The sequence below is a fragment of the Streptomyces sp. NBC_00846 genome (assembly GCF_045207325.1).
In the GTDB taxonomy this organism is placed as follows: domain Bacteria; phylum Actinomycetota; class Actinomycetes; order Streptomycetales; family Streptomycetaceae; genus Streptomyces.
Genome location: NZ_CP108846.1, coordinates 7,751,836 through 7,774,779 on the forward strand (window position 1 = coordinate 7,751,836; position 22,944 = coordinate 7,774,779).

The 22,944-nt window shown below is 69.6% G+C and carries 23 protein-coding genes and 1 pseudogene; 13 read left to right on the forward strand and 11 right to left on the reverse strand.

Going from position 1 to position 22,944, the window contains the following annotated elements; all coding sequences use genetic code 11:
- Nucleotides 1-79 precede the first annotated feature (79 nt).
- Entirely contained in the window at nucleotides 80-1,237 is a 1,158-nt protein-coding gene (locus OG936_RS35695; RefSeq protein WP_406499946.1) for a hypothetical protein, read from the reverse strand.
- Between the two features lie 117 nt (nucleotides 1,238-1,354).
- Nucleotides 1,355-1,663, reverse strand: a complete 309-nt coding sequence (locus tag OG936_RS35700; protein ID WP_383759314.1) for a hypothetical protein — start codon at nucleotides 1,661-1,663, stop codon at nucleotides 1,355-1,357.
- A gap of 155 nt (nucleotides 1,664-1,818) precedes the next feature.
- Between OG936_RS35700 and OG936_RS35705 the strand changes: the two genes are divergently transcribed.
- On the forward strand, nucleotides 1,819-2,721 hold the full coding sequence (locus OG936_RS35705) for an oxygenase MpaB family protein (protein WP_406499947.1): 903 nt from the start codon (nucleotides 1,819-1,821) through the stop codon (nucleotides 2,719-2,721).
- A 71-nt stretch (nucleotides 2,722-2,792) separates the two neighbouring features.
- Here the strand turns inward: OG936_RS35705 and OG936_RS35710 are convergent, their stop codons facing one another.
- On the reverse strand, nucleotides 2,793-3,392 hold the full coding sequence (locus tag OG936_RS35710; protein ID WP_406499948.1) for a class I SAM-dependent methyltransferase: 600 nt from the start codon (nucleotides 3,390-3,392) through the stop codon (nucleotides 2,793-2,795).
- Between the two features lie 171 nt (nucleotides 3,393-3,563).
- Here OG936_RS35710 and OG936_RS35715 point away from each other — a divergent pair, with 171 nt between their 5' ends.
- From OG936_RS35715 to OG936_RS35730, 4 genes are all read left to right on the forward strand, one after another.
- The gene (locus tag OG936_RS35715) at nucleotides 3,564-4,442 is read left to right on the forward strand and encodes an MHYT domain-containing protein (protein ID WP_406499949.1); all 879 of its coding nucleotides are present in this window, start codon (nucleotides 3,564-3,566) and stop codon (nucleotides 4,440-4,442) included.
- A gap of 157 nt (nucleotides 4,443-4,599) precedes the next feature.
- On the forward strand, nucleotides 4,600-7,227 hold the full coding sequence (locus OG936_RS35720) for a nitrate- and nitrite sensing domain-containing protein (protein ID WP_406499950.1): 2,628 nt from the start codon (nucleotides 4,600-4,602) through the stop codon (nucleotides 7,225-7,227).
- Nucleotides 7,224-7,661: a roadblock/LC7 domain-containing protein gene (locus tag OG936_RS35725; RefSeq protein ID WP_406499951.1), complete on the forward strand. Its 438-nt coding sequence runs from the start codon at nucleotides 7,224-7,226 to the stop codon at nucleotides 7,659-7,661. Before OG936_RS35720 ends, OG936_RS35725 begins: the two co-directional genes overlap by 4 nt.
- A 22-nt stretch (nucleotides 7,662-7,683) precedes the next feature.
- The gene (locus OG936_RS35730; protein WP_406500758.1) at nucleotides 7,684-8,118 is read left to right on the forward strand and encodes a DUF742 domain-containing protein; all 435 of its coding nucleotides are present in this window, start codon (nucleotides 7,684-7,686) and stop codon (nucleotides 8,116-8,118) included.
- A 118-nt stretch (nucleotides 8,119-8,236) separates the two neighbouring features.
- On the opposite strand, the gene OG936_RS35735 is transcribed toward OG936_RS35730, so the two are convergent.
- The 5 genes from OG936_RS35735 to OG936_RS35755 all read right to left on the reverse strand — a co-directional run bounded on the left by OG936_RS35735 (nucleotide 8,237) and on the right by OG936_RS35755 (nucleotide 12,778).
- Nucleotides 8,237-8,812: a TerD family protein gene (locus tag OG936_RS35735; RefSeq protein ID WP_266751359.1), complete on the reverse strand. Its 576-nt coding sequence runs from the start codon at nucleotides 8,810-8,812 to the stop codon at nucleotides 8,237-8,239.
- A 451-nt stretch (nucleotides 8,813-9,263) separates the two neighbouring features.
- Nucleotides 9,264-9,614 (reverse strand): GNAT family N-acetyltransferase, encoded by a 351-nt coding sequence (locus OG936_RS35740; protein WP_406499952.1) that lies wholly within the window; start codon nucleotides 9,612-9,614, stop codon nucleotides 9,264-9,266.
- Nucleotides 9,584-9,712, reverse strand: a complete 129-nt coding sequence (locus OG936_RS35745) for a hypothetical protein (RefSeq protein ID WP_406499953.1) — start codon at nucleotides 9,710-9,712, stop codon at nucleotides 9,584-9,586. The genes OG936_RS35740 and OG936_RS35745 overlap by 31 nt, the downstream gene beginning before the upstream one ends.
- Nucleotides 9,709-12,309: a magnesium-translocating P-type ATPase gene (gene mgtA, locus OG936_RS35750; RefSeq protein WP_406500760.1), complete on the reverse strand. Its 2,601-nt coding sequence runs from the start codon at nucleotides 12,307-12,309 to the stop codon at nucleotides 9,709-9,711. Before mgtA ends, OG936_RS35745 begins: the two co-directional genes overlap by 4 nt.
- 103 nt (nucleotides 12,310-12,412) lie before the next feature.
- The gene (locus tag OG936_RS35755) at nucleotides 12,413-12,778 is read right to left on the reverse strand and encodes an ArsR/SmtB family transcription factor (protein WP_383759332.1); all 366 of its coding nucleotides are present in this window, start codon (nucleotides 12,776-12,778) and stop codon (nucleotides 12,413-12,415) included.
- A 439-nt stretch (nucleotides 12,779-13,217) separates the two neighbouring features.
- Between OG936_RS35755 and OG936_RS35760 the strand changes: the two genes are divergently transcribed.
- The 6 genes from OG936_RS35760 (at nucleotide 13,218) to OG936_RS35785 (ending at nucleotide 18,472) form a co-directional block, all read left to right on the forward strand.
- Nucleotides 13,218-13,844, forward strand: coding sequence for a GTP-binding protein (locus OG936_RS35760; protein WP_406499954.1), 627 nt, complete (start codon nucleotides 13,218-13,220; stop codon nucleotides 13,842-13,844).
- A 143-nt stretch (nucleotides 13,845-13,987) separates the two neighbouring features.
- On the forward strand, nucleotides 13,988-14,401 hold the full coding sequence (locus tag OG936_RS35765) for a roadblock/LC7 domain-containing protein (RefSeq protein ID WP_383759336.1): 414 nt from the start codon (nucleotides 13,988-13,990) through the stop codon (nucleotides 14,399-14,401).
- 95 nt (nucleotides 14,402-14,496) lie between these two features.
- Nucleotides 14,497-15,753, forward strand: coding sequence for a DUF6397 family protein (locus tag OG936_RS35770; protein WP_406499955.1), 1,257 nt, complete (start codon nucleotides 14,497-14,499; stop codon nucleotides 15,751-15,753).
- Between the two features lie 43 nt (nucleotides 15,754-15,796).
- The gene (locus tag OG936_RS35775) at nucleotides 15,797-16,285 is read left to right on the forward strand and encodes a GNAT family N-acetyltransferase (protein ID WP_406499956.1); all 489 of its coding nucleotides are present in this window, start codon (nucleotides 15,797-15,799) and stop codon (nucleotides 16,283-16,285) included.
- 251 nt (nucleotides 16,286-16,536) lie between these two features.
- Nucleotides 16,537-17,184 carry an LAETG motif-containing sortase-dependent surface protein gene (locus OG936_RS35780; RefSeq protein WP_406499957.1) on the forward strand — a complete coding sequence of 216 codons (648 nt, stop codon included), beginning with the start codon at nucleotides 16,537-16,539 and terminating at the stop codon, nucleotides 17,182-17,184.
- 214 nt (nucleotides 17,185-17,398) lie between these two features.
- Nucleotides 17,399-18,472, forward strand: a complete 1,074-nt coding sequence (locus tag OG936_RS35785) for an enoyl-CoA hydratase/isomerase family protein (protein WP_406499958.1) — start codon at nucleotides 17,399-17,401, stop codon at nucleotides 18,470-18,472.
- 488 nt (nucleotides 18,473-18,960) lie between these two features.
- Here OG936_RS35785 and OG936_RS35790 read toward each other — a convergent pair whose 3' ends face one another.
- The 3 genes and pseudogenes from OG936_RS35790 to OG936_RS35800 form a co-directional block, all read right to left on the reverse strand.
- On the reverse strand, nucleotides 18,961-19,188 hold the full coding sequence (locus OG936_RS35790) for a hypothetical protein (protein WP_406499959.1): 228 nt from the start codon (nucleotides 19,186-19,188) through the stop codon (nucleotides 18,961-18,963).
- Nucleotides 19,189-19,275: 87 nt separating this feature from the next.
- On the reverse strand, nucleotides 19,276-19,767 hold the full coding sequence (locus OG936_RS35795) for a hypothetical protein (RefSeq protein ID WP_406499960.1): 492 nt from the start codon (nucleotides 19,765-19,767) through the stop codon (nucleotides 19,276-19,278).
- Nucleotides 19,768-19,873: 106 nt separating this feature from the next.
- Nucleotides 19,874-20,205, reverse strand: a pseudogene (locus OG936_RS35800) (FAD-linked oxidase C-terminal domain-containing protein); the annotation flags it as partial.
- A 182-nt stretch (nucleotides 20,206-20,387) separates the two neighbouring features.
- On the opposite strand from OG936_RS35800, the gene OG936_RS35805 reads away from it, so the two are divergent.
- Nucleotides 20,388-21,260: a pentapeptide repeat-containing protein gene (locus OG936_RS35805; RefSeq protein ID WP_406499961.1), complete on the forward strand. Its 873-nt coding sequence runs from the start codon at nucleotides 20,388-20,390 to the stop codon at nucleotides 21,258-21,260.
- Between the two features lie 226 nt (nucleotides 21,261-21,486).
- Entirely contained in the window at nucleotides 21,487-22,773 is a 1,287-nt protein-coding gene (locus tag OG936_RS35810) for a radical SAM protein (protein ID WP_406500762.1), read from the forward strand.
- Nucleotides 22,774-22,944 lie beyond the last annotated feature (171 nt).

Here is a 22,944-nt window from a genome sequence, read left to right on the forward strand (position 1 = left end):
GTGGGGACCGGGGCGCACAAGTGGGAAGGCGGCCGTCGGCGGTCCGGTTGCCCCTTCATGCCGAGCGCCGGGAGCTTGCTCAGGCCGGCCGTACCGCGATGGCGTCCAGGGCCTTCAACAGGCCGGGCAGTTCCGTGCCGCGCCCGACCGGAAGCACCTCGCCCGGTTCCTCGTCCAGCAGGATGAACGCGATGTCATCGGTCCTGGCGACCAGTGACCAGCCGGGGCCGTCGGCGCGCAGCATCCGGGCATCGCCCGTGGCGAAGGAGGACCGGACGCGGCCCGGGGGCGGCAGGGTGTCCACATAGGCATGGGCCTCTGCGAGGGCCCGGCGTACTCCAGCGTGCGCCCTGGAAGGCCTGTCCTCTGCGGGGTTCTGGGCGGTGGAGGAGGGCCCGTCGCTCCGGGGCCGGTTCTCGCCCCCGGCCCCGATCTCGGCTCCGGGCCCGGTTCCGGCTTCGTCTACGGCGTTGCCCCCGCCGACAGCTCCGTCCTCGGACTCCACCTCGGCCTCGGCTCCGGTCCCGCCCGTGACTTCACTCCCGGTTTTGGCGTTGGCGTCGGAGTCGACATCTGCTTCGGCGTCGGCACTGAGCTCGTCGTCGCCTTCATTTCCGGCATCGGCGTTGGCATCGGCGTCGACCTGTTCGGCAAGCCCGGCGGACGTGCCGGGGCGGTCGTCGGCCGGGCCCCCGGCCGACTCCGCGCCGCCGCCCGGACTGGCGAAGTCGGTCTCGTCGTCGAGCTGCTCGCGCCAGGCCGCCCACTGGTGCGCTATCTCGTCCGCACCCATGCGCCGCTGTGCCGGACCCCACGACTCCGTGTCCGGAGGTGTCAGCGGTGCCGGATCGGTGCCGTCGGCATCCGGGTCCGGCAACGGATCGTGCGGGGCGGCCAGCCCCGGGGCGGCGGCTCTCACCGCGAGAGGCCAGCCGGGCAGAGCGCAGACCACCGAACGGTCGTCGGGGGAGAGGTCGTACTCCATTCCGCAGTCCCAGGCCGCGATGGCGACCGCGACCAGCGACACGTCCTCGACGACGACGGTCCACCGCGCACCACTCCCGTCCTGGCCGAGAACCAGTCCGTACCCTTCGGCGTACGGTTCGAGGGCGAGTGCCGCACATGCGGCGGGGTAGTCGTCGCCGAGCACGCTCGGGAACTGTGCCGGTGTCAGCAGCACCGCGGTCAGCACATACAGTGCGTCGTCGTCCGTGACTACGTCGCTCGTGCCGGTCACGGCACCCTCCTCGTCCGTCATGGTTGTCCGTCGGCGCACCTTAACCAGTCGGTAACCCACTCGTCGAGGCCCTGACAAGGGAGGACGCCGGGCCCGCGGCCGATCGGACGGCGCTGCTCAGTCGGTGGGCAGACCGAGCAGCGTACGGGCCACTGTCTGCGGTGACTCGTCGCGCTCGCGGGCCAGCGCGATGACGGCCCGGCAGGCCAGCTCATTGATGCCGAAGGAGAGTGCCTCGGGCGACACCCAGCCGCTCGCCTCGTCGATCCGTGCCTGATCCTCCTCCACGGATGCCGAGACGTACGTGGCGGCTGCCTCGAACAGGTTGTGCTGCTTGCGCCGGTCCTGATCGAGAGGGGCTGCGGGCCGCTGGTCCTTCCGGTCGGGGGAGACAACCTTCCGGAGACTGCCGAATATGCCGATCATGGAGACCGTCCTCCCGAGGACCTGTGAACGCATGACGTGCCCGAACAACATCTGGGCGGACATCATCTGCTCGCCCAGCACGTGCTCGTACACCCTACGATGTTCCCCGCCGACGTAGAGTCGGACCACCGACCGAGGCAGGGGGGCAGCGCGCGATGAATCGGTACGACCGGCTGAGCGAAATTCAGCGCCTCGATCCGGAGCGGGACTTCCTCCGGATCTATCGGATCACGGCAACCTACGAATTTCCCTGGGACATCACCCGCGCTCTCGAACTGGCCCTGTACCGCACCTATGCCGTCCCGAGCATCGGACGACTCCTTGCCGAAACCAGCGAACTGACGGACCGTTCGCAGAAGCGCTACGACGACACCGCGCTCCTCCTCGACACGGTCGTCGAGCATGGCTTCGAGAGCACCCCGGGGCGCACGGCCATCCGCCGGATCAATCAGATGCACGGCAGTTACGACATCAGCAACGACGACATGCGCTATGTGCTGTGCACCTTCGTCGTCACTCCGAAGCGGTGGCTCGACAGCTACGGCTGGCGTCGGCTGTCCGACCACGAACTGCGGGCGTGCGCCGCCTACTACCGGACCCTGGGCGCCCATATGGGCATCAAGGACCTGCCGGAGACGTACGAGGATTTCGAGCGCACCCTCGACAGCTACGAGGCCGAGCACTTCGGCTGGGACGAAGGGGGGCGCCGCGTCTCCGACGCCACCTTGGACCTGATGAGCTCCTGGTATCCGCGTCCCTTCGCGGCCGTCGCGCGGAAAGCGGCCCTCGCGCTTCTCGACGATTCCCTGCTGCGGGCGTTCCGGTACGAACGACCGGGCTCCGCGACCCGACACCTCACCCACGGCGCCCTGCGGCTGAGGGCACGGGCCGTACGACTGCTGCCGCCGCGTGCCACCCCGCACTACGCCCGGCAGAACCCGGAGATCAAGGGCTACCCGGACGGCTACGAGGTGGCCGGGCTCGGTACGTTCCCCAGCCCGGGCATTCGCGGCTGTCCGGTCGCGCACACCGGACGCCCCGACGCCCCGGTCGAATGAGGAGCCGAGCGCGCGGTCGAGCCGGCAGCCGATCGCTCAGGAAGTGAGCAGGGCGGCAGAGCACTCGACCGTCAGCGCATCCGTACGGAGAGGGCGAGGAACCGGTCGTCCTCGTCGGTGTACGTATCGAGCCGCCAGCCCGAACGTGCCAGCAGGGGGCGGAGGTTGTGCTCGGCGCGCAGATCGTCGTCCGTGATCCGGCGGCCGTGGCGCGCTGCCAGAGCGGCCCGCCCGATGGGATGGAAGAGGGCCAGCAGTCCTCCCGGCCGGACCACTCGCGCCAATTCCGTCAGGTCCGGTCCGGGGCGGGACAGATGGGAGATCAGCCCGGCCCCGAACACCGCGTCGAGCGATCGCGACCGCAAGGGAAGACGGGCGACATCGGCGAGGAGCAGAGTTCCACTGCCGTTCCGCGCCGCCCGTACCGCCGCCTCCAGCATCGCCGCCGTGAGGTCCACGCCCAGGACCGTCCCCCGCGGTCCCACGGCCGCGCGCAGAGCAGGCAGTGCCCGGCCCGTACCGCAGCCGGCGTCGAGCACCGCGTCACCGGGACCCAGCCCGAGTGTGCCGACGGCGGAGGCGTAGGCAGGCCCGTCGTCGGGAAACCGGGTGTCCCAGTCCGCCGCGCGCGCCGTGAAGAACTCCTGGACGTGTGTGTGGTCATCGTTCATACGGGCATGATCGCGCAGTTGCCGAGGGGGTGGAACAGAGCGAAGCATTGGGAAATGGGGTGCATGTTCGAGCATCCTGTGATCGTTGGGGAACATCTCTCTGTCATATTTCAGCAGCTTTCGAACTGCGCCCCGGGTGCGCGCCCCCACCGCGACTAGCGTCCCCGATTCATGGGACACCTGGACCACGCCACCTTCGGCTGGCTGACACCTGTGCTGTCGTACGCGATGGCATGCATCGGCGCCGCACTCGGACTGAGCTGCACCGTGCGGGCACTCGACACGACCGGCCGTTCGCGCCGCAACTGGCTGATCACGGCCGCGTCCGCCATCGGCTCGGGCATCTGGACGATGCACTTCGTAGCGATGCTCGGGTTCGGCGTGATCGGCACCGACATCCGCTACAACGTGGGACTGACCATCCTCAGCCTGCTCGGCGCCATGGTGGTGGTCGGCGGCGGAGTCTTCGCCGTCGGCTACAGCCGCGACCGGACCAGGGCACTGCTGCTCGGTGGGTTCGCCACCGGACTCGGCGTCGCCAGCATGCATTACCTGGGAATGGCGGCGCTCCGCCTGCACGGCACGATCCACTACGACCCGCTGCGCGTCGCGCTCTCCGTCGCCCTCGCTGTCGTGGCCGCGACGGCGGCGCTCTGGGCGGCGCTCAACATCAAGTCCACCCGGGCCGTCGCACTGGCCTCGCTCGTCATGGGCGCGGCGGTCAGCAGCATGCACTACACCGGAATGCTGGCGGTCTCCGTGCAGGTCACCCCCTCGGGCAGGGAACTCGCCGGTGCAACGACCATGCAGTTCATCTTCCCCCTGGCCGTCGGTCTCGGCTCGTACCTCTTCCTGACCTCGGCGTTCGTCGCGCTCTCCCCGACGGCCAGGGAACGCGACGCCTACGTCTACGCCGAACGCACCGCGGGACCGGCCGAAGCGGACTCCACCGGGAACGCACCACACGGATTCACCGGGCGGGGCCCCGTCCCCCGACCACGACGCGGTGGACCGAGCGACCGCGACACATCGCCCGCCACTGCGCCCTGACACCACGGCGCCTGACACCACGGCACTTGACGTCACGGTCCGACGACACGACGTGACATCACCGCGCCCGATATCACCGACCCCCGGCGCCTGTGCACCCGGCCACCGGCCCCGGCGCCCGCGACACACCCAGCTCCAGACCCGGAACGAGGAGGACATGCGCCCACCCCGCACGACCCCGGAAACCGGTGCGACGGCCACCCCCCGGCCCACCGCCCCGCCGACGCGTGGACGCCGCGCACACGCGGGGTCGCCCGCCGATGAGAGCGCCGAGGACGCACGGCTGCTGTTGACACACGACCCATCCGCGCCACGCGGTCGGTGGACGCTGCGTCCCAGGACCGTACGGGCAAAGATCATCTCGCTGCTGATGGTGCCGGTCGTCTCGCTGCTTGCCCTGTGGGGTTTCGCCACGGTCACCACCGCCCAGGACGTGGCACGCCTGCGCCAGCTGCAGCGGGTCGACGGCGAGGTCCGGGCCCCGATATCCACCGCCGTCGCGGCACTCCAGAGCGAGCGCCGGGCGGCCGTGCTGCAGAGCGCTGCCCCCAGCAGTGCCCAGGCCGCCGCACTGGAGCGGCAGGTGAGGCGCACCGACACCGCACTCGCCGCACTGCGTCTGGACAGCGACCACACCATCGCCGACACCGGCAACCTCCCGTCCGCCGTCGCCGACCGGCTCGACCGGTTCCTCGCACTTACCCACCGACTGCGCACCGACAGGAGAGGGGCGGGCGACGAGCGCACCGTCTACGAGCAGTACACCGAGGCCGTCTCCGCAGCCTTCGGCGTCTCCGGCGCCCTCACCGGAATCCAGGCCGACGCACTCGGCTCCGACGCCCGCGTCCTGCTCGAACTCGCCCGCGCCGACGAGATGCTGGCCCGCGAGGACACCCTGCTCGCCACGGCCGCCCGCACCGGAGCGCTCAAGGACGGCCAACTGCGTCTGTTCACCGGAGCGGTGGCCACCCGGAGGACCCTCGCCGAGACCGCGGGTGTGGATCTCCCCGCCACCGAGGGCACCACCTGGCAAAAACTCATCACCGGGGACGCGTACCGGCAGCTCCAGGCCGCTGAGGACAAGGTGCTTGCCGCACCCGCCGGACGCCGGGCGGCGCAGGCGGTGCCCGTGACCGACTGGGAACGAGCGGCGGCTCGCGTGCGGAGCGAGTTGCGCACGATCGACACCACCGCCGGACAACGCGCCGCCGACCGGGCGAACCCGCTGGCCCGCGGACTGCTCAGCCCGTCCGGAGCCGCAGTTCTCTTCGGCTGCGCCGCCGTTGCAGCGTCCCTGGTGATCTCCGTACGCATCGGCCGCGCGCTCGTCGTCGAACTGGTCGGCCTCCGCAACAGCGCCCTGGAGATCGCCCGACGCAAACTGCCCCGCGCCATGCGACGGCTACGGGCGGGCGAGGAACTCGACATCGCGGCCGAGGCGCCGCAGGGCCCGGCCAACCACGACGAGATCGGCCAGGTCGGCGAGGCTCTCGGTACCGTGCACCGGGCAGCCCTCATTGCCGCCGTCGAACGGGCCGAACTCGCCGATGGCATCTCCGGAGTCTTCGTCAACCTCGCACGCCGCAGCCAAGTACTGGTCCATCGTCAGCTCAACCTCCTCGACAGCATGGAGCGCCGGGCCGACGACCCGGACGAGCTGAGCGACCTCTTCCGGCTCGACCACCTCACCACCCGGATGCGACGGCACGCCGAGAGCCTCATCATCCTGTCCGGAGCGGCGCCGGGACGGGCCTGGCGGATGCCCGTACCGCTGACGAACGTCGTACGCGCCGCCGTCTCCGAGATCGAGGACTACGCGCGGGTGGAGGTACGCCAACTGCCCGACGCCGCCGTGAAGGGCACCGCCGTCGCCGACCTCACCCACCTGCTTGCCGAACTCATCGAGAACGCCGCACAGTTCTCACCGCCCCACACCAAAGTGCGCGTCAGCGGAGAACCCGTGGGCAACGGCTACGCCCTGGAGATCGAGGACCGCGGCCTGGGCATGGGCAACGAACTCCTCGACGAGGCGAACCGGCGCATCGAGCAGGCGGAGGCGCTCGACCTCTTCGACAGCGACCGGCTCGGCCTCTTCGTCGTCGGCCGGCTCGCCGTACGGCACCACATCAAGGTCCGGCTGAGCACCTCCGCGTACGGCGGAACGACCGCCGTGGTTCTGCTCCCCACATCACTGCTGCAGAGCGCGCTGCCGGCGGCCGAGGAGCCGGCCGCGCCGGGGAACGCCTCGGTCGAGCACCGGGACGACCGGGACCGCCCGCCCTTTGGACCCGGACCCGGACCCGGACCCGGACCCGGACCCGGACCCGGATCCGGGCCTCGCGCGGTGCGACCGTGGACCACCGCCTTTCCCACGCCGGTACCCGTACCCGCCCTCGAATCCCGTACGGAGCCGGCTGCCTCGGTGACCTCGCTGCGCGGGCGTCCGGGGAGCACGGCCGAGCACGGGTCCGGGGCCCGGACGGACGCCCAGTCCGACGACGGCACTCTGCCGCGCCGGGTGCGCCAGGCCCACCTCGTCCCACAACTCCGCGAGGAGCCCAGGCCCGATGAACCGGCACGCGGCGCCCCGGACGACAACGGTGGCTCCCCGGAGCGCACCCCCGAGCAGGTCCGGCACCGCATGACCGCCTACCGCAACGGCTGGGTGCGCGGCGGCGGCACCGTCCCTGGCACCTTCGATCCCCGCCCAGGTACCACCACCCCCGGCATTACCACCCCCGGCACCGGCGACCCCCGTCCACGCAGCGAAGGAGACCACGCATGATCGCGAACGAGAGGACCGGGGGACGTCACACCTCGGGTGAACTCGACTGGCTGCTGGACGATCTGGTGGCACGGGTCGGCGAGGTCCGCCACGCCGTCGTGCTCTCCGGCGACGGCCTCGCGATGGGCGCCTCCAACGCCCTCAGCCGCGAGGACGCCGAGCATCTCGCCGCGGTGGCCTCCGGATTTCACAGCCTGGCCAAGGGCGCGGGGCGCCATTTCCGCGCCGGGAACGTACGCCAGACCATGGTCGAGATGGACGAGGGCTTCCTGTTCGTCGCCGCGGCGGGCGACGGATCGTGTCTCGCGGTACTCAGCACGGCCTTCGCCGACATCGGACTGGTCGCCTACGAGATGGCCCGGCTCGTCAAACGCGTCGGAGAGCATCTGCGCACCCCGCCGCGGTTCGCCGCACCTTCGTCGACCGTCGGCTGAGCGGGCGGAGACGGCCGTGTCCATGACCGACGGGAGGCCTGGAGGCACCCCGCTGACCCCGGGCCCGCACGCACACACCGGCAGCCAGTGGTACGACGCCGAAGCCGGCCCGCTGGTCCGCCCGTACGCGGTGACGGGTGGCCGGACCGAACCCGGCCCCGCCGGCGCGCGGTTCGATCTGATCGCACTCGTCAACCTCGACGACAACGCGCCGGACAGCTCCGAGGAATCCCTGCTCGGCCCGGAACACCGGGCCATGCTCACGCTCTGCCGGTCGGAAACCCAGTCCGTCGCGGAACTCTCCGCCGATGCCGACCTTCCGGTCGGAGTCGTACGCGTACTCCTCGGCGATCTCCTCGAAGCCGGCTATGTGCGGGTCAGCCGCCCCGTACCGCCCGCGCAGCTGCCGGACGAACACATCCTCCGTGAGGTGATCAACGGTCTGCGGGCCCTGTAGGGGCACGACGGCGACGCGACCGTTCCCACGGGCACACGGACCACACGGTCCGCTCTCCTCACCCCGGCGGAGGGAGCGGAGAGCGGACCGCGTTCAACGTCCGTACGCTTCCTCCGGGTCAGACATTGACGCCGTAGTCGGACGCGATACCGGCCAGGCCCGAGGCGTAGCCCTGGCCGACCGCACGGAACTTCCACTCCGCACCGTGCCGGTACAGCTCGCCGAAGACCATGGCGGTCTCGGTCGAGGCGTCCTCGCTGAGGTCGTAGCGAGCCAGCTCGACGCCGTTCGCCCGGTTCACCACGCGGATGAACGCGTTGCGGACCTGGCCGAAGCTCTGCCCACGGCTCTGTGCGTCATGGATGGAGACCGGAAAAACTACCTTGGCGACATCGGCCGGGACAGCCGCAAGATCGACGTTGATGGACTCGTCGTCGCCCTCGCCCTCACCGGTCAGGTTGTCACCGGTGTGCTGGACCGAGCCGTCCGGGCTCGTCAGGTTGTTGTAGAAGACGAAGTGCAGGTCGGAGAGGACCTTGCCGGCGTCCGAGCACAGCAGCGCGCTCGCGTCCAGGTCGTGATCGGCACCCGTCGTCGTCCGTACGTCCCAGCCCAGGCCGACCGTTACTGCGGTCAGGCCGGGCGCTTCCTTCGACAAGGAGACGTTGCCACCCTTGGCCAGGGTCACACCCATGAACTTCCTCCATTGATCCAGTGGTCCAGCGATTCGATGATGCGGTGATCAGCGCTTCTTCGGCCGTCACCCGGGTCAACGACGGTGCCGCGCCCATGGTTCCCTTGCTTGCGCAATCCCTGAAGTAACAAGCTGCGAGGAGTGTTCCCCTTCGGCGAGCTGGAGTTTCATGTGTGCGGATCGGTCCCAGGACCCGCATCGGTTTCTTTCACGGCCTTCGTTCAACTCTCCAGGATCGGCATGGGTGTCCCCAGGGCGCGGGCCGTGGTCGGCAACCTGTTCGAACCGAACAGCACGATCGCTTGTCTGCGGACCGCCCGTACGAGCGCCCGCCAGAACCGGCACCGCGACGCTCGTAGCGGTGCCCGGACCATCCGAAGCCGGAGCGTGGCGTGACGGGGAACCGCGAAGCCGTACGACGCGTACAGCGCGGCGCCGTGTGCCGTGGCGTTCAGACCACCATGACATCGGCCTCGACACGGAACCAGGACAGCAGGGCGTCGAGGCAGACACGCGCATGCCCTCGGCGGCGCCGGCGGGGATCAGTGCTGACGTTGGAGACACGCCCCGGCAGCCCGCTCGGATTCGCCGGGCTGGGGGCATGCGCGTCGCACGTCCCGACCGCACTGGCGACCGTGCCGAACCCGGGATCGTCGACCAGGAACGCGGCGAACGTGGCGGGATGACACAGCCGGTCGGTGAACCACCGCGCCGAGGCCGCCCGCCACGGGGCATCCGCACCGTCCGTCTCCATCCCCATGTCGGCCGGCATCAGCCCCCGCAACCGCACCAGCGCGGGCACATCGTCGAGCGTGGCACGGCGAGCACGCACCACGTGCCCGCCGCGTCGATGCCCGTACCGGAGCCGACGACCGGGTGGTCGACGCGCGAGGTGGTCATGAGTACCTCCACTTCCGTTCGTAGCGGACACGGGCGGCCCACAGCCCGTAGGCGTACAGGGCCAGGACCGTGGCGAGCAACAGGTAGTAGAGCGGCGGCAGGGCGCTCATGCCGAGCAGCGGGCCGAGCGGGGTGAGCGGCAGCAAAAGTCCGACCACGGCAAGACCCGACGCGGCCGCGCGCAGTGGACCACCGCTGCGATCCTCGGCCGTGCGACGGCCGGAACGCAGCAGCAGCATCACCAGAGCCTGGGTGAGGAGGTTCTCGGTGAACCATCCGGAGTGAAAGGCCTCCTGCCCGCCCTCCGTCGCCGAGCCGTGCAGTGCGAAGGCCAGCACGGCGAACGTCGCCAGGTCGGCGGTGGCGTTCAGCAGACCGAAACCCGTGATGAAGCGGAGGAAGTCGCGAGGACGCAACACCGTGGGCCGCCGCAGCACCGACGGTGCGGGCCGGTCGAAAGCGAAGGCGAGCTGTGCCACGTCGAAGCACAGGTTCTGCACCAGGACCTGTGCCGGAAGCATCGGCAGAAACGGCAGCATCAGCCCCGCGGCGAGCATCGCGATGACGTTGCCGAGGTTCGACGAGAGCGTGATGCGCAGATACGTGGCGATGTTCCCGCTGCAGTGCCGGCCCGCCGTGATCGCGTGGTCGATCGCCACGAGATCCTTTTCCGCCAGCACCACATCGGCGGTCTCCCGCGCCACATCGACCGCGTTGCGCGGGCAGATGCCGACATCGGCCGCGTGCATCGCGGGCAGATCGTTGACGCCGTCGCCGAGGAATCCGGTGGTGTGCCCGAAGCCGCGCAGCGCGGAGACGATCCGGGCCTTGTGCTCGGGCGTGCAGCGGGCGAAGACCGTGGCCCGGTCGGCGGCCTGCGCGAGTTGCCCGTCCGACAGTGCGTCGATCCGTTCCGCGGAGAGGACCTCGCCCGGGTCGAGGCCCAGATCCCGGCAGGCGCGGGCGACGGTCCCTGGATCGTCACCGCTGAGGACCTTCACGGCAATGCCCCGGTGCCCCAGCACAGCCAGCGCTTCCGCCGCGCTCGGGGTGAGCGCGTCCCGCAGAGTGACAAAGCCGAGAAAGGCCAGCCCCCGTTCGTCGGCCGTCGTGTACGGACCGAGCCGGGCGGGCCGTTCGGTACGGGCTACCGCGAGCAGCCGCAGACCGTTCCCCGCCTCACGCGCGGCCAGGGCCTTCAGCCGGTCCCGTTCGGCATCGTCGAGGGCGCACCGGTCGAGCACCGCTTCCACCGCCCCCTTCGTCACGAGGGTGTGCGTACCGAGCCGGCCGGGGCTGCGGACGACCGCGGTGGCGAGGCGCCGCACCGGATCGAACGGCAGCGCGGCCACTCCGTCGTACGCGGACAGTGCCTCCTCCTGGTCTTCGGCCGCGTCCAGAACCGCCTCGTCGAGTGCGTCGGGGGCGGGCAGATCGGCGAGCTGCAGTGTCCACAGGGCGTTGACCCCGGCCCAGTGCAGCACCTCGGGATCGGACCGGTCCGCTCCGTTCAGTGACCGTTCGACGACCGGCCGGTCCTGGGTGAGCGTTCCGGTCTTGTCCAGACACAGCACATCGATCGCCCCGAGATCGTGCAGTGCGGGCAGCCGCTTGACGATCACCCCACGGTTCCGGGCAAGCAGCGAAGCGCCTCTGGCCAGCGCCGTAGTGACGATCACCGGCAGCATTTCGGGGGTCAGCCCGACGGCCACCGCTACGGCGAACGGCAGCGTCTCCAGACCGCGGCCGCGCAGTGCCGCGTTGGCCATCAGCACCAGCGGCGGGGTGAGCAGCATGAACCGGATCAGCGTCCAGGAGATCCCCTGCACCGAACGGTCGAAGGCGCTCGTGCCGCGGCGGCCGGCGGAACCGTCGTACGTGGCGGCGAACCGGGTGTCGGCACCCGTGGCCGTCACCACCGCCGTCCCGCTGCCGGAGGCCACGCTGCTGCCCTGGAAACACAGCTCCGGTCGCCCGAACGGCCCGGCCCCGCCGACGGGCCCGGCGTCGGCCGTGAGGTACCGGTCCGGCGTGTCGACGGGTTGTTTGGAGACCGGCGCCGACTCACCGGTGAGGGCCGACTGGTGTACGGTCAGGCCGCTCGCGCGCAGCAGCCGCACATCGGCGGGTACGAGATCCCCCGGGCCGAGCCTGATCACATCGCCCGGCACCAGCTCCCCGACCGGCAGCTCACGTGGCTGTGGCGCGTCATCCGGGCCGGTCCGGCGCAGCACCGTCGCGGTGGTAGCCACCAGCTCCCGCAGGGCAGCCGTCGAACGGTCGGCCCGATGCTCCTCCGCGGAACGCAGCAGACAGCTGACGACCACGAGCACCAGAGTCACCGACGCCGTGCCCCACGAGGCCACCGCTGCCGAGACCAGGCCGAGACAGAGGAGCACCGAGGTGAACGGATCCCGCAGGCTGCGAAGGAAACGGCGGGGCCAGGAGACCGGGCGCCAGGCCGGCAGGATGTTCTCGCCGAACTGCGCCAGCCGTTCCTCCGCCTGCCCCTCCAGCAGCCCTCGTGGCCCGCTGTCCAGCGAGCGGAGCACCTGCAAGGAGGTCGGTGCGGCGCTCGGCGACGTGGGTGGCGCGATGTCGGCGGAGGCGCTCCGTGCGGCCGCCGCGCCCGCTATCGGCACGACGACGGCGGACGAGCGGTCGGGCGCGGTGCTGCCGGAACCTGCGGCGGCGCTGCTCTCAGGCACCGAGCCCACGGAGGCGTACGGGCTGCTCGGGCGTGTGTCCGGCGCGTTCGGTGAGCTGGCCGACCATCAGCCGTACCACCGTCACCACATCGGGGTCGTCGACCAGGTACACCTGTCGGCGGCCCTCGCGCCGTGACCGTACGAGACCGGCCAGTTTCAACTTGGTCAAATGCTGGCTCACCGAGGGAAGGGTGCCGCCCACCCGGTCGGCGAGGCCGGTGACATCGCTCTCGCCCTGGGACAGGGCCCACACGATGTGCAGCCGCGCAGGCGTCGCGAGCAGGCCGAAGGCGGCAGCCGCCTCCACCAGTACCTCCGCGGGCGGATCCTCGAAACCGCCGCCGGCAGCTGTCGACACTCTTGCTCTCCCTGTCCGCGGGGGCTGCTTCCCGCACCCGAGGTCCCCAGTGTAGGCGCCGGGCGATCGGGGGCCGCGGGCCCGTACTCCCGGGGCGCGCGACCCATGTGTGCGGGCCCGTGCACTTATGAAGGGGAACGCGGGAACCACAGGCGCGCTCGGACAGACGGACAGACGCATCGGTGGCTGGATTCAGCCGGTTGCGGACTCATCCGATCAGGGAGTGAGTGGGAAACGGTCACCTCGCTAAAAAAGCGATCCCATTCCCCAGGGGCAGGTGCTCGTTTGCCATGCTGTCGCCGTAGTCGCCGTCGACGTAGCCACGCCGACGTGTTCATGTCTACGTATTCATGCTGACGGTCTACGGAATCCGAGCCTTTCAAGACAGCTCTGGCTGAGCATTCGGTGTCTTGGGGCTCACTGGTGAGAGAAGTGATCGATGCTTTCCGAGCACGCTGACAACAGTCACGGGGAGATGGCCGGGGAGGGCGGGGAGACCGAGGCTCTCGCGCTCAAGATATTGGTCGCCGGAGGCTTCGGAGTCGGTAAGACGACGCTGGTCGGCGCGGTCAGCGAAATCCGGCCGCTGCGGACCGAGGAACTTCTCAGCGAGGCGGGGCAGTCGGTCGACGACACCGACGGGGTCGATCAGAAGACCACGACCACTGTTGCCATGGATTTCGGACGCATCACCATCCGGTCCGGCCTCTCGCTCTATCTGTTCGGCACACCAGGGCAGGACCGTTTCTGGTTCCTGTGGGACGAACTGTCCCAGGGAGCCCTCGGGGCCGTGGTCCTCGCCGACACCCGTCGTCTGGAGGACTGTTTCCCGGCCGTCGACTACTTCGAGCACCGGCGCATCCCCTTCGTCGTCGCGGTCAACTGTTTCGCGGGCGCCCGCGCATACGGTGAACGCGACGTGTCCCGTGCCCTCGATCTCGACCTCGGTACGCCCGTCGTCCTGTGCGACGCGCGCGACCGGGACTCGGGCAAGGAAGTCCTGATCCGCATGGTCGAGTACGCCGGGCGGATGCACGCGGCCCGGCTCCTCGACTCGGTGAGCTGACCCTCCCGGCACGCTTCCCTCGCACGCCACAGGGCCAGGACCCGGCCACATGACGGAGGACCGCTTGCCCGTACGTGACCCGTGCGCAAGGCTTACGCGAAACGTGGGGCACGGGGAACGTATGAGCGGGGAGGAGCGGGGATATGGCGCTGGACAGGGGACTTGACTGGCTCCTTGACGATCTCACGGGCAGGGTCGAGTACATACGGCACGCGTTGGTGCTGTCGAACGACGGACTGGTGACCGGAGCGAGTTCGGGGCTGGCGCGCGAGGACGCGGAGCATCTCGCCGCGGTCTCGTCCGGGCTGCACAGCCTCGCTCGTGGATCGGGACGCCATTTCCGGGCCGGGAGGGCCCGGCAGACCATGGTGGAATTCGACGAGGCGCTGCTCTTCGTGACGGCCGCGGGTGAGGGCAGTTGTCTGTGCGTGCTCAGCGAGGCCGAGGCCGATGTCGGTCAGGTCGCGTACGAGATGACGTTGCTCGTGAACAGGGTCGGGGAGCACCTCGGTGTCGCCGCGCGGCAGGCGGGGAGTGACGGCGCCAACCAGCCCTGACCGGTCGCGGGAGTTATCCACAGGCCGGATGAACGGTGTCTCTCCCGGGTTAATGTGCTCACAGAGAGTAATTGAGCCTCGCGGGGGAGAGCATCATGACTGTCACCGAATCTCTGTGCACGGATACTGAGAGCACGATGGCCGTGGGCACGGCAGCCCGGGAACTCCAGCTGAAGCGCGGCGAGTTCGCCATTGCCGCGCATGTGGGTCTGGTCCGGGTGCTGGTGCGGCAAGGTGGTGGTGGAAGGGCGAGGGTCCGCAGGGAGGAGGTCGACCGGCTGCGGGCGCAGGACGGGTTCCCGGAAGCGTTGCGGGAGCGGGTGCGTACGGTTGGGACGGCGGAAGGGGCCCGACTGCTCGGGATCAGCCCCGACCGTTTCACCAAGCTGGCCCGCGCGGGTTGCCTCCCTCCGATCGCGTTCTATCTCAACCGGTACCGGGCGGTGGTCTGGCTCTATCTCGCCGAGGAGCTCGCAGGGTTCGCCGCCCGGGAACCTCACCTCCTGGTGGGGAAGAGTCCGGCCTGGGTGCGTAGCCGGCTTGACGGAGGCGTCGACCACCGTGCGCGTGAGTGGCGCTCACTCCGGATCGAACGGCTGCTGAGCCGCACGGACGACCCCTGGGCCCGCGCGGCCGTGCTCGCGGGCGCACTGGACCCGGTGCAGTTGGCGGAGGTGGTCGACGATCCGTACGAGCGTGTCTACCTCGCCAGGATCGGCTCCGAACCGGTCTGCGGGCCAACGGCGTCGCCCGCCGCGCGGGAGACCATGGCGCGCCTGATGCAGGCCGACGAACCGGACGAGATGTTGTGGCGGCGCGTCGGTCTGATCACGGAGCTGGACAACGCGAGGGAGGTCCGTCCGGCTCCGCGTCCGGGCGACGAGTGGCGCCCTCGCCCCGGCCCTGGGCGCGATCGCCGACCTGAGATCGAGAGTGAGCGAGGACCGGAATCCGAAGGCGGCACCGGGGTAGAACGCGGTGTTGAGCCCGAACTCCGTGGCGAGCGTGAACCCGGTGTTGACCCTGAACTCCGAGTCGAGCCAGGGTTCCGTGATGACCCGGAACTCCGAGTCGAGCCTGAACTCCGAGTCGGGCCAGGACTCCGAGTTCAGGAAGAGCTCGTCACCGAGGGAGAGCCCGCTTCGGTCGGTTCGGCCTCCGAACCCGCCCTGGCGTTCGATCCCGGTCCGGCGCCCGAACCCGCGCCCACCGTCGTTCCTGTACGCGATTGTGCTCAGGTGCGTGATCCGGCTCCGGATCCTGGGCCTGAGCCGACAGCGGTGCCGGAAGCCGCACTCCGGCTGCTCGCCCGGTTTGGGCTGCGGGGGCGCCCATCCCGACGTCCTTGCTGAAAACTATTGGCACGGGGAGAACGGCACCGGCATTCTGACCCACATGCTGATCAGGGAAGCCACAGTCGGTGACTGGGCAGGCATCTGGCCGTTCTTCCATGAAATCGTCGCCGCGGGCGAGACGTTCACCTATCCGCTCGACCTCGATGAGTACGAGGCCCGCTCCTGGTGGCTCCTCAAGTCACCGAACCGCACGGTCGTCGCGGTCGACGACGACGGGGCGGTCCTCGGCACGGCGAAGATGAACAACAACCACATGGGCAACGGCGCGCACATTGCCAGCGCCAGCTACATGGTCGACCCCGAGCATTCCGGGCAGGGTGTGGGCCGGGCCCTGTGTGCGTACACACTGGACTGGGCTCGCGCATCGGGGTTCCGGGCCATGCAGTTCAACGCCGTGGTGGAGACGAACATCCACGCTGTCCGGCTCTACCGCTCGCTCGGATTCGAAGTCCTCGGCACGCTGCCCGAGGGGTTCAACCATCCGAAACAGGGCTTCGTCGGACTGCACATCATGCACTGCCGTCTCTGACCCACTGCCGCCTCAGGGAACCTGCCGAGTATCCGACCTGACCGCCTCGACCGGCTGAGTTTCGGAAAGGGTTTCGGCCAAGACTTGCTCCGCTCTCTTCGCGCCGTGTCCGTCATGTCCCAACCAGTGCCGACGTGCGTTCAGTTGTGACTTCGGATGCTCCGTGGGGCGGTCGCGCACGTAGTCGTTACGGGCAGTACTGTGCGCCCCACCGCCATTCGGGCGATGAAACATATGCGGAGGAAGAATTCATGACCATACCCAGGAGATCGTTGCGTGCTGCGGGGACACTCGCGGCCGCAGCGGTGGTCGGCCTTACCGGCACGGTCCTCACCGCCGGCCCGGCCGCAGCTCACACTCCCACCTGGGCCGTGACTTGTACTGATGTGAGCCTTGACTTGACCGCCTACAACGGCAACGTCACCAATGAGGTGACTGTCACAGTCGACGGCGAGAACCTCCTGCCCACCCAGACCTTCGGCAAGGAGTTCCACAAGAAGCTCGAGCTGCCCAAGCACGACAAGGAACTGACGGTCCATCTCGTCGTCAAGGCCGGCGACGGTGACAAGTTCTCGCGCGACGAAACCAAGCAGGCGCCCGTGTGCGAGGGCACCACCCCGTCACCCGAGCCGTCCGAAGGCACCCCGTCACCTGCGCCGTCCGAGGCCACGCCGTCGGAGGCCCCCTCCTCGGAGGCGCCCGTCGAGAGCGCTACGCCCAGCGAGGCGCCTTCGGAGTCCGCCCCGGCAGCGGCTTCCCCGAGCCCCAGCTCGCCGGACCTGGCCGAGACGGGTTCCTCGTCCGCCACCCCGATCATCGGCGGAGCGGCTGTGGCCGTCCTGCTGGCCGGTGGCGGCATCATGTGGTCCGTGCGCAAGCGTCGCACCGCACAGCACTGACGTAGACCAATGGTCCCCGCACAGGAATGTGCCGGGACCACCGGTCGAGGTGGCTCCCCGCTCGCGGGGAGCCACACCCTTCTGCGCTCCTATCCTTCTGCGCCCTCACCCCCACCCCTGCTGCCCGAGCCCGGGACCCGCCCCGCAGAATGGCAACGGAAGATCGTCCGCGATGGGCGGGCGATAGGGCACAGGGGCTGACCGGAGCGTATTGATGACTTACGAGGATCCCGTTCTGCTGCGCACCGAGGGACGTATCCGGCACATCACGCTCAACCGCCCGCGCGCCCTCAACGCGCTGAATCACGCCATGGTGCTGCGCATGGACGAAGCGCTCGGCGAAGCCGAGGTCGACGACGACGTCACCGCGGTCCTGATCACCGGCGCGGGGGAGCGCGGCCTCTGTGCGGGCGGCGACATCCGTTCGATCTACGAGGACGCCCGCTCGGGCGGCGGCACATCGGTGGACTTCTGGCGTGACGAGTACCGGCTCAACGCCCGTATCGCCCGGTTCCCCAAGCCGTACGTCGCGGTCATGGACGGCATCGTCATGGGCGGCGGTGTCGGTGTCTCGGCCCACGGTGACGTCCGTATCGTCACCGAGCGCTCGCGCGTCGCGATGCCGGAGACGGGAATCGGCTTCGTCCCCGATGTGGGCGGGACGCACCTGCTCAGCACCGCACCCGGTGAACTCGGCACCCATCTGGCACTCACCGCGGACGCGGTCGGCGCGGCTGACGCACTGCTGTGCGGACTCGCCGACCACTTCGTACCGTTCCACCGCCTTGCCGGGCTCACCACGGCCCTCGCCGCCTGCGGCACGGCAGCCGAGGTCGAGGAGACCGTACGGCAGTTCGCCTCACCCGCGCCCGGCGGTGAACTGGCGGAGCACCGCGAGTGGATCGATTCCTGCTACCGGTCCGACTCCGTCGAGGAGATCCTCGACCGGCTCGGCACCAGCGGTGTTCCCGCCGCCAAGGAGGCCGCCGAAACGATCCTGGCCAAGTCGCCCACCGCGCTCAAGGTGACCCTCGCCGCGCTGCGCAGGGCCCGCAGGCTCGGCAGCCTGGAGGAGGGGCTCGACCAGGAGTACAGGACTTCGTGCACCGCCTTCACCAGGCCCGACCTGGTGGAAGGCGTGCGTGCCCAGATCATCGACAAGGACCGCAATCCGCAGTGGAACCCGGCGGACTTGGCCGATGTCACCGAGGCCGACGTGGCGCTCTTCTTCGCGCCGCTGGGCGACCGCGAGCTCGGCTTGGCTGCCGCTTCCCGAACGACGGATTGAGGCATAGCGGCGAACCGGGGCATACGGGACAGGGTTGGGTGGATCGGGGTCGGAAGCCTCTCAGCGGTCGTTGGGGCCGGTCACGGTGCGGAACGGGATGCCGAGAAGGTCGGCCGCGGCCTTGAAGTCCTTTCCTGGGTCTGCGCGACGAGTCGCCCAGTCAAGCGACGGGCTGAGTTCTCTCGGCGGTTTGAATCAATTCACCGTGCTGGGTACGGGCACGTGTACGGGTGCGTCCGAGAGCAGGTGTAGCCGTGGGGCGGGCGATGCAGTGCGGGCCGGGAGAGCCCGGCCCGCCGACTCGTTCCGAGCATGGTGGCGGATCTGAGCAACGAGGTGGAGAGCGGCGGCGCGACGACCGCACGACCGCAGATCCGCCGGCTCGCGGATCGACGGCCGACAGATCGACGGCCGAGCGGACCTGCCCGGTTCGGTCCGCCCGGCGATGGAGCGCGCCGCGATCGTACGATGCTCTTCAGCAGGTCCGGTCAGCGACCGCTGCCGGACATGCGCGGCTGGAGCGAGCGCACGAGATCGAAGAACCGGGACTCATTGCCGCAGAGCCCCGCACGCTCAAGTGCGACGTCCGCCTCCGCGATCGGCGAGGTGAGCAAGGGCACATGCACGGGAACTTCGCCAGGCTCCGTCAGCGCCGCCCGAGTGGCCTCCAGCAGTCGGATATACGCCTGGGCCGCGGCGAGTTCGTCATTGCGCATCTCAGCATCTCCCGGTCAGAGGTGTCGGACCCACCAGCATCCCCCATGGGTCTGACAATGAGCTCCCACGGCGTCCCGGGCCGTTGGCTAGCCGTCGTTCGGCCGTCGGACACCGGCCGGTGGTTCGACCTCCAGGAATCTTCTGCGCCGCGGCCCGCGGTACAGCAGTACCGTCCAGCCCAACTCCCGCAGCACAGCGGCGCACCGGGGCAGCTCGGCCTCCTCCGCATGCGCGGCTCCGCTGCCGGGCGGACCGAGCCACTCGACCCTCACGCTGCCCGGCGCATCGCAGGGCATCAGACGGTACCCGGTCACCGTACGCACGCCCGAGCCGTCAACAGCCGAGGCGGCCAGGCCCGATGCTTCCAGGGCCAGGGCGACGGCCCGTATCGGTTGGTGAATCTCCCACTGTGCGGGCACGCCCTCCGGACTTGTGTGTCCGGTGTTCGTCAGTCGCCGGATCTGCAGCAGGCCCTCGAACGCCGTCCGTACCGCAGCGGCCCGGCTTCCGTCCGGTGCCGAAGCCGGCGGGCCGTCCCCGGTGGCTGGTTCGAAGCCGGTCTCGTGCCCGGTGCCCATCAACGTCTCCTTCGCCGTGCCGTACTGCTGCCAGTGTGCGTCGTCCCACTGACATTGGCTCGGACGCGGGCCGTCCGGACACCGCCGCCCGCAGCCGGGATCTCTGCTACGCCCCCGGAGTGCCGCTTTCGTCGGACGGTGACGGACCGGTCCTGTCGAGCACCTTGCCCGGATTGAGAATGCCGTGTCGTTCAGCGCCGCTTTCACGGCGTGATGCATGCTCAGGACAGCGGGGCCCAGCTTTTTGTCCATGCCTTGCATCTTCAGCAGCCCGACCCCGTGCTCGCCCGTTACGGTGCCGCCGAGCGCGATCGCGTCGTCGAGTATGTCCTCGAAGGCCGACTGGGCGCGGGCTCGTGCGGCTTCGGCACCCGGCGGGGTGACGACCGGCGGGTGCAGGTTGCCGTTCCCGGCATGGGCGATGTTGGCCACCACCATCGTTGCGCGCACGCTTGGCGCCTGGAGCGCAGCCCCGGGTCCGGTGCCTGCGGAGAAGTCGAAAAGGGGCGCCACGATGGTCGGCACCTGTTGGTGTTGATCATGAAATCGGTGTGTGCGGGTGGCGGATCCGGATAGGGTCGACCGTCCGACAGTTCCGTATCGCGGAGGACCCACGCACTGTGCCCGACAACGCCCCACGCCCCGGCACCGACAGCAACGACCGCGCCACGTTGCGCGCCGACTGTGCGAACTGTTTCGGACTGTGCTGCGTCGCACTGACGCTGACCCGTTCCGCGGACTTCGCGATCAACAAGGATGCCGGTAAGCCCTGCCGTAATCTCCAGAAGGACTTCCGCTGCGGTATCCACACCGATCTGCGGACGCAGGGCTTCCCCGGCTGCACCGTGTACGACTGCTTCGGGGCCGGCCAGAAGGTCTCCCGTGAAACCTTCGACGGGCAGGACTGGCGGCGGTCCCCGCAGACCGCTGAGCAGATGTTCCAGGTGTTCCCGGTCATGCGGCAGCTCCACGAACTCCTCTGGTACCTCACGGAAGCGCTGTCCCTGGACGCGGCACGCTCCCTCCACGGCGAGATCCGGCGCGGCCTCGAAGAGACGGACCGTCTCACCCGCCTCCCTGCTGAGGCGTTCACGAACCTGGACGTGGCCTCGCACCGTGACGACGTCGCGGGCCTCCTGCTCCGTACCAGCGAACTGGTACGAGCCACGGTGCCCCGCGGGAAGAAGCGCGACCACCGCGGCGCCGACCTCATCGGAGCCAGGCTCAAGGGCGCCGATCTGCGGGGCGTCGACCTGCGGGGCGCCTACCTCATCGCGGCGGACCTCACAGGTGCCGATCTGCGCCTGGCCGATCTGATTGGCGCCGACTTCCGGGACACCGACCTGTCCGGTGCCGACTTCACCGGAAGCCTGTTCCTCACTCAGGCGCAGCTCAACGCGGCCCGGGGCGATACGGCGACGAAACTGCCGCCCTCGCTCAGCCGGCCCACTCACTGGGGACCGGTGAATTCCCGGCCCGGGCCGTGCCGCTGACGGTCGGGACGGCATCCGCACCGCACCCGGACGAATCGGCCGGTGCGGCCCGGGCACCGCAGACGTCCGTGGTTCGTTGGACAGTGAGGCGTACCCGGAACGCCTCCGACGACCGGACCCAGGAGCCGCGCACATGCCCAGCAGTACCAACCGCAGCCGCACCGATCAGAGCCGCGCCGTAGAGAGTGGCGCGGACGGGAGCCGCACCCGCCTGATCGAGCGGCTCATGGAGCAGTTCCCGCACGTGCCCCGGGAAGCCGTCATCAAGGAGGATCTCCTGCGAGGCGGATTGGCGTTCGACGAGTCCGCGCTCAGCGACAACGAGGGCGGTGACGTCAAGCCGAAGTCGTACTTCATCTTCTCGTTCGACCACGGCACACTCCCCGAGCTCGGCGCGGCCGCGCTCCGCCGCCCGCCGGAGGAGATCGTCCTCACCGGTGGCCCGTACGAGCTGCGCCGGACCGTGGTGTCGGTTCGGGTCAACCCCGCGTCCCCGTACCGCGTCGCTGCCGACGGCGACGGCGTACTCGGGCTGTACCTCGACGGCCGACGGATCTCCGACGTCGGCCTGCCGCCGATGCCGGACTACTACCGGCACACCCTTGAGAACGGCAAGTCCGTGATGGAGGTCGCGCCCACCATCCAGTGGGGCTACCTCGTCTATCTGACGGTCTTCCGGGTCTGCCAGTACTTCGGGGCGAAGGAGGAGTGCCAGTACTGCGACATCAACCACAACTGGCGCCAGCACAAGGCGGCGGGACGCCCGTACACCGGTGTGAAGCCGGTAGAGGAGGTCCTGGAGGCACTGGCCATTATCGACAAGTACGACACAGTCAAGACGTCGACCGCCTACACCCTCACCGGGGGCGCCATCACCTCCCACATCGGCGGCCGCGACGAGGCGGATTTCTACGGCCAGTACGCGAAGGCCATCGAGGAGCGCTTCCCCGGCCGCTGGATCGGCAAGGTGGTCGCCCAGGCCCTGCCCAAGGCCGATGTGCAGCGCTTCCACGACTACGGCGTCCAGATCTACCACCCCAACTACGAGGTGTGGGACCGTCGGCTGTTCGAGCTCTACTGCCCCGGCAAGGAGCGTTACGTGGGCCGTGACGAGTGGCACCGCCGCATTCTGGACTCCGCCGAGGTCTTCGGCCCCCGCAATGTCATCCCCAACTTCGTGGCGGGCGTGGAGATGGCCGAACCCTTCGGCTTCACCACGGTGAACGAGGCCATCGAATCGACCACCGAAGGCCTGCGGTTCTTCATGTCGCACGGCATCACGCCGCGCTTCACCACATGGTGCCCCGAGCCCACCACCCCACTCGGGAAGACCAACCCGGACGGAGCGCCGCTGGAGTACCACATCCGCCTGCTGGACGCCTACCGCGCAACGATGGAGGAGTACGGGCTCAGCTCACCTCCCGGCTACGGCCCGCCCGGACCCGGTCGCGCCGTCTTCTCCGTCAGCTCGTTCATGGACAGCCTTCCGGCCCGTCCGGACGTCGCGCAGTGACACCGGGCGGGGCGTAGTACGGGGCCGTGAACTCCGGTGGGGAGGAGGTGGGGGAGACCTCCGCCACCTCCTCCAGCAGGCGGAACCGACAGGGACACGTTCGGACCGCCATCCGTGAAGGCCCGGTGCTGCGGGCGACGCCCACCGCGACGGGGTGAACCGTCGATCGCC

Excerpts from the sequence above, each read along its gene's own strand:
- OG936_RS35700 (WP_383759314.1), bottom strand. The coding sequence starts at position 1,663 with ATGATCGGCATATTCGGCAGTCTCCGGAAGGTTGTCTCCCCCGACCGG.
- OG936_RS35705 (WP_406499947.1), top strand. The coding sequence starts at position 1,819 with ATGAATCGGTACGACCGGCTGAGCGAAATTCAGCGCCTCGATCCGGAG.
- OG936_RS35710 (WP_406499948.1), bottom strand. The coding sequence starts at position 3,392 with ATGAACGATGACCACACACACGTCCAGGAGTTCTTCACGGCGCGCGCG.
- OG936_RS35715 (WP_406499949.1), top strand. The coding sequence starts at position 3,564 with ATGGGACACCTGGACCACGCCACCTTCGGCTGGCTGACACCTGTGCTG.
- OG936_RS35720 (WP_406499950.1), top strand. The coding sequence starts at position 4,600 with ATGCGCCCACCCCGCACGACCCCGGAAACCGGTGCGACGGCCACCCCC.
- OG936_RS35725 (WP_406499951.1), top strand. The coding sequence starts at position 7,224 with ATGATCGCGAACGAGAGGACCGGGGGACGTCACACCTCGGGTGAACTC.
- OG936_RS35730 (WP_406500758.1), top strand. The coding sequence starts at position 7,684 with ATGACCGACGGGAGGCCTGGAGGCACCCCGCTGACCCCGGGCCCGCAC.
- OG936_RS35735 (WP_266751359.1), bottom strand. The coding sequence starts at position 8,812 with ATGGGTGTGACCCTGGCCAAGGGTGGCAACGTCTCCTTGTCGAAGGAA.
- OG936_RS35745 (WP_406499953.1), bottom strand. The coding sequence starts at position 9,712 with ATGACCACCTCGCGCGTCGACCACCCGGTCGTCGGCTCCGGTACGGGC.
- OG936_RS35760 (WP_406499954.1), top strand. The coding sequence starts at position 13,218 with ATGCTTTCCGAGCACGCTGACAACAGTCACGGGGAGATGGCCGGGGAG.
- OG936_RS35765 (WP_383759336.1), top strand. The coding sequence starts at position 13,988 with ATGGCGCTGGACAGGGGACTTGACTGGCTCCTTGACGATCTCACGGGC.
- OG936_RS35770 (WP_406499955.1), top strand. The coding sequence starts at position 14,497 with ATGACTGTCACCGAATCTCTGTGCACGGATACTGAGAGCACGATGGCC.
- OG936_RS35775 (WP_406499956.1), top strand. The coding sequence starts at position 15,797 with ATGCTGATCAGGGAAGCCACAGTCGGTGACTGGGCAGGCATCTGGCCG.
- OG936_RS35780 (WP_406499957.1), top strand. The coding sequence starts at position 16,537 with ATGACCATACCCAGGAGATCGTTGCGTGCTGCGGGGACACTCGCGGCC.
- OG936_RS35785 (WP_406499958.1), top strand. The coding sequence starts at position 17,399 with ATGACTTACGAGGATCCCGTTCTGCTGCGCACCGAGGGACGTATCCGG.
- OG936_RS35790 (WP_406499959.1), bottom strand. The coding sequence starts at position 19,188 with ATGCGCAATGACGAACTCGCCGCGGCCCAGGCGTATATCCGACTGCTG.
- OG936_RS35795 (WP_406499960.1), bottom strand. The coding sequence starts at position 19,767 with ATGGGCACCGGGCACGAGACCGGCTTCGAACCAGCCACCGGGGACGGC.
- OG936_RS35810 (WP_406500762.1), top strand. The coding sequence starts at position 21,487 with ATGGAGCAGTTCCCGCACGTGCCCCGGGAAGCCGTCATCAAGGAGGAT.